At 46.9% G+C, this 11,378-nt stretch carries 15 protein-coding genes and 1 tRNA gene; 10 read left to right on the forward strand and 6 right to left on the reverse strand.

The window, feature by feature from the left end:
* Positions 1–255 precede the first annotated feature (255 nt).
* On the reverse strand, positions 256–888 hold the full coding sequence (locus tag WC612_04390; protein ID MFA6280012.1) for a ribonuclease D: 633 nt from the start codon (positions 886–888) through the stop codon (positions 256–258).
* A 308-nt stretch (positions 889–1,196) separates the two neighbouring features.
* On the opposite strand from WC612_04390, the gene WC612_04395 reads away from it, so the two are divergent.
* Positions 1,197–2,105, forward strand: a complete 909-nt coding sequence (locus tag WC612_04395) for a M48 family metalloprotease (GenBank protein ID MFA6280013.1) — start codon at positions 1,197–1,199, stop codon at positions 2,103–2,105.
* Between the two features lie 201 nt (positions 2,106–2,306).
* Here WC612_04395 and WC612_04400 read toward each other — a convergent pair.
* Positions 2,307–2,393: transfer RNA gene (locus WC612_04400), tRNA-Leu, on the reverse strand.
* Positions 2,394–2,573: 180 nt separating this feature from the next.
* Here WC612_04400 and WC612_04405 point away from each other — a divergent pair.
* Positions 2,574–3,317, forward strand: a complete 744-nt coding sequence (locus WC612_04405) for a hypothetical protein (GenBank protein MFA6280014.1) — start codon at positions 2,574–2,576, stop codon at positions 3,315–3,317.
* Positions 3,318–3,387: 70 nt separating this feature from the next.
* A complete protein-coding gene (locus WC612_04410; protein MFA6280015.1) occupies positions 3,388–4,545 on the forward strand; it encodes a hypothetical protein in 1,158 nt (385 codons plus the stop codon).
* A 9-nt stretch (positions 4,546–4,554) separates the two neighbouring features.
* On the opposite strand, the gene WC612_04415 is transcribed toward WC612_04410, so the two are convergent.
* Entirely contained in the window at positions 4,555–5,655 is a 1,101-nt protein-coding gene (locus WC612_04415) for a lipid A deacylase LpxR family protein (GenBank protein MFA6280016.1), read from the reverse strand.
* 286 nt (positions 5,656–5,941) lie between these two features.
* Here WC612_04415 and WC612_04420 point away from each other — a divergent pair, with 286 nt between their 5' ends.
* The gene (locus WC612_04420; protein ID MFA6280017.1) at positions 5,942–6,691 is read left to right on the forward strand and encodes a response regulator transcription factor; all 750 of its coding nucleotides are present in this window, start codon (positions 5,942–5,944) and stop codon (positions 6,689–6,691) included.
* Between the two features lie 51 nt (positions 6,692–6,742).
* On the opposite strand, the gene WC612_04425 is transcribed toward WC612_04420, so the two are convergent.
* From WC612_04425 to WC612_04435, 3 genes are all read right to left on the reverse strand, one after another.
* Positions 6,743–7,633 (reverse strand): YfdX family protein, encoded by an 891-nt coding sequence (locus tag WC612_04425; protein ID MFA6280018.1) that lies wholly within the window; start codon positions 7,631–7,633, stop codon positions 6,743–6,745.
* Between the two features lie 111 nt (positions 7,634–7,744).
* A complete protein-coding gene (locus WC612_04430) occupies positions 7,745–7,981 on the reverse strand; it encodes a CsbD family protein (GenBank protein ID MFA6280019.1) in 237 nt (78 codons plus the stop codon).
* Positions 7,982–8,061: 80 nt separating this feature from the next.
* Positions 8,062–8,463, reverse strand: coding sequence for a CBS domain-containing protein (locus tag WC612_04435; protein ID MFA6280020.1), 402 nt, complete (start codon positions 8,461–8,463; stop codon positions 8,062–8,064).
* Between the two features lie 526 nt (positions 8,464–8,989).
* Here WC612_04435 and WC612_04440 point away from each other — a divergent pair.
* The 6 genes from WC612_04440 to WC612_04465 all read left to right on the forward strand — a co-directional run bounded on the left by WC612_04440 (position 8,990) and on the right by WC612_04465 (position 11,378).
* Positions 8,990–9,232, forward strand: a complete 243-nt coding sequence (locus WC612_04440; GenBank protein MFA6280021.1) for a YMGG-like glycine zipper-containing protein — start codon at positions 8,990–8,992, stop codon at positions 9,230–9,232.
* Between the two features lie 29 nt (positions 9,233–9,261).
* Positions 9,262–9,447: a DUF1328 domain-containing protein gene (locus WC612_04445; GenBank protein ID MFA6280022.1), complete on the forward strand. Its 186-nt coding sequence runs from the start codon at positions 9,262–9,264 to the stop codon at positions 9,445–9,447.
* 67 nt (positions 9,448–9,514) lie between these two features.
* Positions 9,515–10,315 (forward strand): fasciclin domain-containing protein, encoded by an 801-nt coding sequence (locus WC612_04450; protein ID MFA6280023.1) that lies wholly within the window; start codon positions 9,515–9,517, stop codon positions 10,313–10,315.
* A 52-nt stretch (positions 10,316–10,367) separates the two neighbouring features.
* Positions 10,368–10,616, forward strand: coding sequence for a hypothetical protein (locus tag WC612_04455; protein ID MFA6280024.1), 249 nt, complete (start codon positions 10,368–10,370; stop codon positions 10,614–10,616).
* A gap of 158 nt (positions 10,617–10,774) precedes the next feature.
* Positions 10,775–11,032, forward strand: coding sequence for a hypothetical protein (locus WC612_04460; protein ID MFA6280025.1), 258 nt, complete (start codon positions 10,775–10,777; stop codon positions 11,030–11,032).
* 31 nt (positions 11,033–11,063) lie between these two features.
* Positions 11,064–11,378 (forward strand): BON domain-containing protein, encoded by a 315-nt coding sequence (locus WC612_04465; protein MFA6280026.1) that lies wholly within the window; start codon positions 11,064–11,066, stop codon positions 11,376–11,378.

The following is an 11,378-nucleotide window of genomic DNA, read 5'->3' on the forward strand; positions in this document are numbered from 1 at the left end:
GATAGATCGAAAAACATCCACACTTCGGACAGTTTTTGTTGTGACACCTTCAAAAACTCCCTTTTCCTCAAATCTATCATAAACTTATACGAAATCTACCCACACCTTTTTGATCATTATGCCAAATATAACGATACTGACTCGATTTTGCGCTGTGTCTAACCTATTGATTCCAAACGATTTTGCAAACTTCGACCGATTTTGGATCGCCAAAAGCAAAAAATCGGGATTCCAGCGCCAAGGGGAACGCAAGCCTTATCGGCTTGGCTTATGGGCAAAGATATCGACATTTTCCCATCCGGCGACATCAAGGGCGGCGCGGGAAGGCAAAAAGTCAAAGGCCGCCTGAACATAAGCCTGACGCTTTTCGCGGAGCAGCATGGCATCCAGTTTTTCTTTAAGCTGGTGCAGGTGCAAAACATCCGAGGCAGCATAGAATTGCTGTTCTGGGGTCAACGTTTCCGCGCCCCAGTCAGAGGTTTGATGTTCCTTGGACAGTTCAAGCCCCAGCAAATCGCGGCATAAATCTTTCAGACCATGGCGATCGGAAAACGTCCGCGCGATTATCGAGGCTATCTTGGTGCAGTAAATAGGGTGCGGCATCACGCCAAGATGGTGAAAGATCGTAGCCAGATCGGCGCGGGCAAAATGAAACAGTTTGGTGATGGCTGGATCGGCCAGCATCTTTTTCAAGTTGGGCGCGTCATAGCCGTCTTTGGCGAATTGAACCAGATGGGCCGTTCCATCGCCGCAAGAAAACTGCACAACGCACAAGCGGTCGCGCGTGACGTTCAAGCCTAGCGATTCGGTGTCCACCGCGACGCTAGAGCCGAAAGGCAGGTCAGCGGGAATATCGCCTTTGTGCAGAAAGATTTCTGGCTTGGCCATGGTCGGGAACTTTCCTGTGCCGAAGAAAACGAGAGACAGCCCCTTGGATAAAAGGGGTTATCAATCCTCATGGTGCGCCCAAATGGAATTATATCGAACTTTTCAGACGCCCACGAAGTCATTAACACAATGGTTGAGTGGAGCGCAATCTTAAATAAGCTTCAGCAAAATCAGCCGGCTAGCAATATAATTGGTTCTTGTCCAACCATGCTTGGTAAGGACAACCACGACATATCATGAAAGTATTAAATCAAGCAAGAAAATCGAGCAAGAAAATGATAGAATGACGATCAAGAAAGGTCATTGTGATGAGTTATTTCAAACCAGTTATTGCTTCTGAACTTAATACTTACAAAAGCACGCGCCGCGAAAAAATAGGGATATTGGCAAGCTTTGCTTTGGCTGCAACTGCTGTTTGCGTTGGCGCCGCTACAGCATCAACACCGTTGGTGAGTTTATTGCCAGCTATGGCTCATAAAGCTGTTACAATAGCGGGCCTAATGGCTGGCGTTTCTATCATCACACGATTTTTACTGACAAAAAAGGAAGTCTCTTCTTGGAATCGTGATAAATATGAAGATCTTCAACAAACTGCTAAAGAATATAGCAATAAGATGGGTTTACATGAAACGCCTCAGATACGTATATGGCGAAAAAATGTTCCCGTAGGGCCAGCCGCAGCACCTTTCTTTCATAAGTTTGATGTAATTTTTAATGAAGACTCATTTGACCGATACAATCAAGCGCAATTAAGGGGAATCTTAGGTCATGAAATGGCTCACGTGAAGAAAAACCATATGTGGAAAACACAGAGCCTCAATATTCTTGCGATGTGCGCTTCCGTTATGGCTCCCGCATTTGGTATATTGGCACCTCTCTTGATTTTTTCTTCAGCGCGTCGGAACGAATTTCAAGCTGATCGAATTGGTGCCGTTGTTTCACAAAATCCCCTCTCATTAGCATCTGCACTAAGAACGCACGAAAATAATTCTTCTAGAGAAAAATTGCATGATTGGCATTATTCTTCTGTTCCTCAGAAACTTGGGAAATGTGCTCTTGCACCAGTGCGCACGATCTTGAAAGGTTGGGGCTATTGGTTCTTGACTGTTCATCCAGCTACAGAACGACGCATTGAACGACTGGAGACCATGGATAACCCACCTTCAAAATACAGGAGTGATTCAGTGAAAGCCAGATTGGTTAGATTAGCTTTGTAATAATAACTTTTAGAACTGCGCTCGATTTTCTCGAAAATCCGCAGAAACTCTGGGTTTCTGGCGACCTCATAGCCCAAAAAACAGTCCTAAAACTCGCCTTTGACGAGAAACTCAGATACCAAAAAAACGAGGGTTATCGAACTGTGCTAACCTCCCGTCCTTTCAGGTTTTTTCGGCTCTTGAGTGCCGATAACTCAATTTTGGTGCCCAGAAGAAGACTCGAACTTCCACGACATTGCTGTCACAGATACCTGAAACCTGCGCGTCTACCAATTCCGCCATCTGGGCATAAGAGAAGCCTAGGTACGGCCTTGGCCGCCCAAAGTCAAGCCTGTCAGGGAATAAAAAGAAAACGATGGGGTCATTGGTTAATACAGGAGTGAAACTAAAAAAGAAGCTGACTCAAGGGGGATGGGGGCTTATAAGGCAAAATAGAAGATTTATTATAGAAGGGCGGGGACAATAAGAATGACAAAAAAAATAGATGATTTTGGATTTCTGTTGGATTTGGACGAAAAAGGTTTGAGAGAGGCGTTGTCCCAATCGCATCATTTGAAAAAGATTGTTGGAAGCCCTGCTCAAATTAAAGAGCTTTTATGTGTTCTCCATTCTCTCGCCCAAGAACGGGCGCAAGAGCTGGCGTTAGCGGGAGGAACAACAGGGCCATCTTTTTCTACGGACCCCTTTTCGGGAAAAGAGGCTTTAGCCCACCGGTGGCCTCGGGGAAGCAACGTTCGGCCAGAGTTGTCTGTGGCTCAAGCGGCCATCCACACCCAAATTAAATCGCTTGATTATGGGATTGATACGGCCACTCATTTTTTTGGCATGTATACCGCTGGGCGGCCCGATGTTTTTCTTTTTGTGCCACCCGCTGAAAAGCAGCCGAAGAAGGTGGAGCGCGTTGTTCTGGATCTTACGCGAGGAGGCTATCTGACAAGACCTATGTGGAGCGATGGACATTTTAACCCCAGCTGTGTTCGAAAAGACGAGCGTGGCCAAACCCGTTTGTTGAGCGTTGAGGATCAAGGCTTGTTTTTAAGCGGTCAGTTTAAAGCGTTTAAGAAAGAATCTCCCGACAAAAACCTCTCTTATTTTTCAAAGCTTTATGTTTGTGACAAGATGTTTAGTCCGCTGGTTCATGATGGGAGCCAGTTTCTCCACCGTGGCGATCCAAAGCGCCAATCCAACAAACTTCCCCTTGTCTGTGAATAAGGGATGAAACGTTAACCAAAAGCGTGTATAGAGGTGGTTCCATCGAATCCTCTCTTTCCGGCAGGCGGTTATGTCAACTTTTGACGCCTCTTATCTCAACTCGATGCTGTTGGACACGACGGCTAAGTCCAACTCGCTTGTCTATCAGCGTGACGTCAGCCTTCCTTTGAACATCTCGCTTGATACAGCGAACAACCTTGGCACGCTCACGACCGATGAAACAGAGCTGAACGTCAAGGCGCAGGTCATGCGCGAGAATCCTACTCACTTTTATAAATTTACGCTTGATGGGTCTTCCATCAAGATGAGTTTTTCAAACATGACGGGCAGTTCTGGCCTAAGGGTTCAGTTGTTGAACAGTTCGGGCAAGATTGTGGCGGATAATTCGTCGACGGCATTAGAGGCTTTGCAAACGGCCTATAAAAGCATGTCGTCCAGCAGCGGCTTAAATCAAAACGCAGGCGATTATTCGATTAAGGTGACGTTTGACGCGGCGCAGCTCCGCTCCGTTCCTCAACAGTATTCGATCAGCCTTTATTCAGGCACCCGTTTTTCTACCAGCTATCAGACCGTTGCCAAGGCGCAGACCTCTGAGAGGCAATCTGCTTTGGTCGACGATACCATGACCTTTTCGTTAATTAACGCGCAGGCCTATGAAACGGAAACGGCGCATGCTGCCAATGAAACGGTGCTTAGCGCCATCAATATCGGTTGGCTTTATGAAAACAAGGCGGCGTTGTCGGTTTCCAGTCAGCTAACGGATGTGTGTTCAGCGCAGTATTATTCGTTTACTCATCAAAAGGGCGAAACCTTGAAGCTGGCGTTTAACAATCATACAGGAACAAGCAAAGCGCGGGTTCAGCTTTATGATTCATCAGGAACGCACCTGCTGGCCGATTCACACGGCACAGAAGATCAACAAGCGGCCTATGCGGCGCTGTCGTCGTCAACTGGCCTTGATGCGCCCGCGAACCCGTATGTGATTAAGGTTTCGTATGTGGCGGGTGAGCGAGAAACAAGGCAGATTTATGATTTTAAAGTTTTCTCTGGCACGTCTTATGACTCACTTTACTCTACCGCCGTTGGGACGGAATCGGCCAAAAACGCGTTGGCTAATGGCCATTTAACGATGAACTACAGCATGAAGGACTCAGCGGTTTCCTATCTTATGAGCATGTCTCAAGGTGACGAAATCAGCATTATGGATACGCTTAGCCAAACAATTTAGAGTCTTTTATCACCAAAACAAAACCGTCAGGTTGATGCCGCCAAAGCGATCAAGGTGACCAACCTGTCCATCAAACTCTTTCGTGCGCTGGACGAGGGCAAGGTCAAGCCTGGCGGCATCTGACCAAAACAGCGACCCGCCCACTGTAAAGTCGGCGACAAAAGGTTTCTTATCGACGTGTGGGCTAGAGGCGAACGTGTTGCCATCAAGAAAAATGTTACGCGCCACAGCGCGGCCTTGTGTTCCGGCGAAAAGATACCAGCCAAACTTTCCGTTGAGCTGCTGCGAGTCAAACCAGTCTGTGCCCGATGGACCTGGGCGAATACGGCTGGGGCCATAATCGGCGGCAAGGTTCTGGCCAAAACGAAGAAGCGCCGTGCCTTGACCATAGGTCATAATGTTACCTGCGCTTGCTCCCAGTTCCGGAATGATATCAACGGCCAGATTGCCGTAAAGAGGCTGCTGAAAGCGCCACTTGCGCCCATAGGTCAAAATGACACCCGGCTCGTTCTGCAGCTGATTTTCCCAACCCATTGACGGTTTGACATTGATAAACTGATGATAATCATTCTGCGTTACGCCCCCCAATGCCCAGCGCCCCACGACACCTGCCTGCACTTCAAAGTTTTCCAGCGTGTGATGGGTAGGCTGAACGCTTTCTTGAAGCAAGCTCGCCCCCGTATAAAACCAAGCGCCATAAGGACGATCCTTAACGGAAGGGGTGACACGAGATGTGTTTTGCGGCGTGAAAAGACTCTGCCCAAACATAAGACTATATTTTCTTTTCTGAGATTCATTTGAGAAAATGGGGAGGACACTGCCGAGCGATAGAAAAGATTGATCCCAAAAACCATCCGGCGTTACGCGCCCTGATAAATAAGAAAGACGCGCGCCTTGGGTGTAATGACGGTCATCGTTTGAAACGTACCAGTCATTTTCATTAATAAGTTTGAGACGGCCATAGTTGTTATCGCCATCGTTTGCCGTCGTCGTTTTTCCCATGGTAGGGGGTCTTGTTTCTTGATCTGTTGCGCACGCCACCTTGCTACCGAAAGAAAGAAAACAAACGACAAGTGTGAGAGAAAGAACGAGTCTATATAGAAGCGACATGTATTCCTCATCATCATTCAGAAGTTTGACTAAAAAAATGGTCGGTGGATTCCTGATAGATTAGGAAAACACCGTGTGCTGTATTTGGCAGAGTTTTGATAAAAATACGATGTGTCGTAAGAGCCCGTGGATAAGAAACATATAAGGATTTGCATTGAATAAATGGTTATTAAGGATGCCAACCACTTTAAAAGAAGGATGAATTTACTTTTCTCGCTATGCGCCACCTTATGTGATACTAAATAGCTCTGCTGTGCGGTGCCTGAATTAACCCGAAAGGCTCTGAATGCAAAAAAACAAAAAAAAGATTTTAATCATCGATTCCGATCCCCAACTTCAAAAGATGATGTCCATCCTTTTGGAGCCGGAAGAGTACAAAGTTATAGAATGTCTAACGGGAAAACAGGCGTCGCGCTTCTGCCTATCCACAAAACCTGATCTCGTTCTTCTTGCGCTCACGCTGCCGGATATGGATGGCAAAGAAGTTATTACCGCCATCCGTGAATGGTCGCAAGTGCCCATTATTGTACTGACAAAACGCGCCGGAGATGACGATGTTATTAAGGCATTAAATTGTGGCGCGAACGATTATGTTATCAGGCCGTTTAACGCCGATGTTCTTATGGCAAGAATTAATGTTGCTTTACGAAGCGCCGTGGTAAGTGAAACGGGCGAGCCAGAAATCAAAAATGGCCCCTTACGCATTGATCTCGTCAAGCATCAGGTTTTTCTTAATGATGTACTGCTGGGTTTCACGTCCAAGGAATATAGTTTGCTGCGTTATTTCATCGTCAATCGTGGCCGTATGCTAACGCATAAAGAGATTTTGAAAGAGGTTTGGGGGCCTGCCCACGGTGATGATACGCAGTATTTGCGTGTCTTTATCGGACAGATACGCGCCAAGATCGAAAAGGATTTTATCCTGCCAGCGCTTATCACAACGGAGCCGGGGGTCGGGTACCGGATGGAGTTGGCAGAAATTGCGGATTTATGCCCCCTTTCCGACCGCCGAACTATAGAGGAGCGCCGTGCATAGAAAATGCGCCGCTCTTTGTTCAAGAGCGGCGCATTAAGGATCGTGTTGCCGTTATTGCTTGCGCGCCCAAGCCTTAAGATCAGTCATCCATTTGTCTAAGGTTTTGCCTGATTTTTGCAGCAGAGTCGGGTCTTTCTTTGTGATCACGTCTCTCATGTCTTTAACTTCTTTACGCATCTCGACAATGCCTGCTTGATGGGCTTTGTAGGCATCATCTTTTTGCATTTCATCAAGCGCGTCATCGGCATGACCTAAAGCATAACGCGCGCCATCATAGTTTTGACCTCGCAGAAAGTTTTGAGCGATGCTGATATTGTCATGGGCCTTGTCAACAGGAATGGAAACAGTATTGTCAACACTTACGACGGCATCAGTCAGTTCGCCAAGTTTTGTTTGAGCCTCTACAAGTTTGCCTTCCTTCACATAGGCTTCCGCTTCTGTAAGATAGGTCTCAGCCTTATCGTTGCTGAGGTCAAGGGTCAGCATAACAATCTCCGCGTCGCTGACGGCCAGACTATTTCTCGCCCATATTGGCCCATCGCTGACTTCTTTAATCTTCATGGGGCCAGCCTCAAGGGGGAAATAATTATACTTATGGACAGTATCGAACGTGTAATTAACACGACCTGCCGTTACGTTTTGAACGCGCCGTTGATCCGTTGTTGCACTGGTGATAAGGACAACCATGTTACGAGCTTGGCTAATGTGCTGCTCTGCTAAAGCTGCATTTTTCATAGCTAAGGCTACACGCGCATAGTTGACGTGGGCCACAAAGTTTTGTGCGGCAACGCGGGGATCAGAAACCGCATCGCTGCTGATCGGCGCATTGGCTTTAACAACAGTATTGGTTGTGATGGTGTTCGCGGCGTTAGCATACGGTGCCTGCGCCAGCATAAAGCCGGTGCTAAGCATCGTCGTGATAAGAAGAGTTCGTGTTTTCATGGTTGATTTCCTTTTGTTGGATTGATCGTGACGGTGTCGTTTAACGTTAGAGTGACTAAAAACCATCAGGGCATATGCTGCCCCAATGGTTCTTCGTAGCAGGACAGAAAGCTAGGCTGCCTTGTTCGGCTTATTTGTGCCCGAGCATGTTGGGCAGGCTTTTTCAAACGTCTTAATGCGTTTTTCGGCAACTTCTTTGGCGACGCCGTACTTTTCTTTCAAAACGCCGAAGAACTCTTCCTGTTTACCGTTGTAGAGCATAATGTCGTTATCGGTCAGCTTGCCCCATGTTTTTTTGATTTCGCCTTTAACCTGCTCGAACTTGCCTTCGATTTGTTCCTTATTCATAACAATCTCCTTTGTTAAAGTTTTGTTTAACGCTGCGGATGCAGTCGTTCCATGCGTCATGCCCCATTTTTCCGGCAGCGTTAGGCCGGAGCACGACAGATTTCTCCAAGCACCTCGCCACAAAGCTTGTGATTGGTATGTGAAGCCAGATCGCCAAGGGTAACGATTCCGACCAGACGCTTGTTTGAATCGAGAACCGCTAGTCTGCGAACTTTATTCTCACCCATGTTTTTCGTAACGGCATCAGCGCCGTCCGTGTCGCGGCAATACAGAATTTCAGAGCTCATAACCGTTTCAGCCGTTGTGTCTGCACAGTTATGCCCTTTTGCTATACATCTGACCGCAAGGTCGCGGTCGGTTATGATTCCAACAATTCTGTCTTCGCTGATAACAAGGACACAGCCACAATCGCGATTTTGCATCTTCTGCGCGACCTCAGTTAAATGCGCCCCCGGAAGAACAATCTCAACATTCTTACTCATAATATCCTTGATAGTTTTCGAAGACTTTTCAATTTTGATTTCCACGGCATTCCTCTTTCAACATCTTCTGATGTGATGATGTGTGCATTTTTCTATTGACTTAGTTTGTCGAGCTTTGCATTAGGAAGCGATACGCAATGCGAACCCCTGCATAAGGATGCAGTAAGGCAACTAGGCACAAGTCAATTTTGTTAAAATCCTTATGCAAAGAAAATAGGCTGCGCGATTTTCAACATCGATTCATTACAAGGCGAGGCCTAGTCTGTTGATTGTGAGCGCTATACAAAGCGAAAAAAACGAAAAGGGCGCACCGTTTAAACAAACAGCTTTATTATAGGGGAATACAGATGAACACTTATCTGACAAGTCCACCGCAAAGCTATCCCACAGATTTTTTTATGATCGACGATGAGTTTGATTTCTTCGATATAAAAAACGGCGTTGACGGCGCCTTACGAGACGCGATCACGTTAAGTTGCGACGAGCAACGCTTAGATACATGAAACATAACCCAATGGAGGATATTATGAAAAAACTAAACTATGCAACACTCTCAATCGCCATTCTCGTTCTGCTTTCTGCTTGTGGCAGCAAAACAAGCGACCGCACACTCAGCGGTGCAGGTATAGGTGCTGGCGTAGGCGCGGTCAGTGGCGCTCTTATGGGAAGTCCCGCGACGGGTGCGCTTGTTGGCGGTGCCGTTGGTGCAGCAGCAGGCGGTCTAACCAAGCAAGAAGACATCAATCTTGGCGACCCCATCTGGAGGTAAGAGATAAATCCCAGCTTAAGGAGAGCAACATGCTAAGATACATGATTATCTTTTTTCTTCTTGCCGTTTGCGCCGCTTTTCTTGGATTTGGCGGACTCGCTGCTGATTTCGCAGGCATCGCCAGGATTCTGGCGGGGATATTTATTATCCTATTCCTCGGAACGCTCGTTTATCAAATCATAACGGGGCGCAGGGCAAATCTGCCGCCTTTATAAAAAATGTAGACCAGACCAATTGCTGAAATAGTGATGAACTCAACAGGACAACCGAAAGGATATTCCCATGACATACCCCCTTACAAAAAAGCTTGCGATGCTTTTAACAACATCCACGCTCGCGTTAATAACGGCAGCTTGTTCATCCGAACAAAGCCCCCGAAACTTTTATGCCACATCAGGCCCATCAAGCGTCTATGTTGAAGAAGCGCTTGCGGATCAAAATGATTTGACGATGTTTTATCAAGCGCTGCATGTGACAGGCGTAATTAATGAACTTAACGACAACACGGAATATACCATTTTTGCGCCGACAAATGCTGCCTTTTCTCAAATTCAGCCGCGTGTCTATCCTTGCTTTTACGTAGCACAATGCCGTCCCCAAGTTGCCGCTATTTTGCGCAACCACATCGTGCCAAGGAATGAGAGCATTGAGCGTTTCTCTAGATGGGGTGGCAACATCCCAACAATTGGCAATCGTCGTATTGACGTTGAAGAGCCCTATAAAGGCCACTTCACAGTCGAAGGTTATCGCGTGCTCTATCAGAATGAAGGCAGTGATGCGAGCCGTGTCAGAGGCAACAAAATCAGCCTCTATCGCATTGATGGCGTAATTGCCAGTGATCAAGATATGGTGCCGTTTCGTACCGTGCCGTTTGTTGCTATGCCTGCGGGTGTGATGGAAAAGACGGTTACAACCTACCGCACGCCGGTGTCTTCTTCCTATGCACCACAAACCATTATGCCAAACGGCTATTGGGTTCCGGGAGGGTATGCAACCAATCCGGTTGTTTACACGAACGAATATGATGATGTGCCAGACAGCATAACAGAGACGACAACGGTCACGCATACGACAACCAAGTAAGAGAATCTCGCTCAACGTCACAGGCTTCGTAAAATTCCTAAGGGAGGCGTAAATGGTTCAGAAAATAGTTAAGGCAACGTTGGTTATTCTTATCGTCGGCGTTATCGCGCTTGTCGGCTTTAGGGCCCTGAATATGAGGGACCAACGCACGACAGGGCAAAGAATGGGCGACGCCGTTGATGCTGTAAGTGACGGTGTCGATAACGCCGGTCGTCAATTGAAAAATCGCACGCCGGGTGAGAAACTGGGAGACGCGGTTAAGGATGTTGGCGATGACATTAAAGAAAAGAGTGCACCCTAAAATAGGGGGGATAGCTATGAAGGGTCTGTTCATACCATCTATCGTTATTCCGTTTGTCTTATCCTTTTTTGTTGTGGCTCTTGGCTGGATGCGCAGCGTGCCTTAAGTGTCGCGGGGCGTTTGATTTTGGATCAACCCAACCTAGGAAAGGAAAAAGAATGATAAACATACCGTTTACCTCTTCTACTCGCTACCGCGCTTTTTCCATGGAGTTTACGGCTCATTTGGATGACCAATATGTCGAAATGAATATCCTCACGGATAAAGGACGTCCCATCACCGTTGTTTGTGACAAAAGCTCCATCCTATCGATGCAAAATCATATTAAGCAAATGGTTCAAGCCTGTCCCGAAATATCAACGTGGGGTTCTTACAAAGACACGGGTGGTTTTCAGGATAATGCCGCAGGCTCTTAATTTCTCAAGCTCAAAAAAAAGGAAGGTCGTCATGAAAAATCTACGCTCTATCTCCTATTTTATGGCCGTTGGTGTGCTTGGTCTTGCGCTTGGCGCTTGTTCGATGTTTTCCGGTCATGAAACATCTGGTCAATACGTTGACGACACCACGATTACCACAAAGGTAAAGGCCCAAATCTTTGATGACCCGTCCCTTAAGGTTTTGCAGGTCAACGTTGAAACGATGAAGGGTGTCGTTCAGCTTAGTGGTTTTGTCGATTCCAGGCAAAATGAGGCCAAGGCCGTTTCTATTGCGCAAAAAGTTAGAGGGGTTGTCTCGGTCAAGGACGATCTTGTGGTGAGGTAA

Source organism: Bdellovibrionales bacterium, assembly GCA_041662785.1.
Classification (GTDB): domain Bacteria; phylum Pseudomonadota; class Alphaproteobacteria; order UBA9219; family UBA9219; genus UBA8914.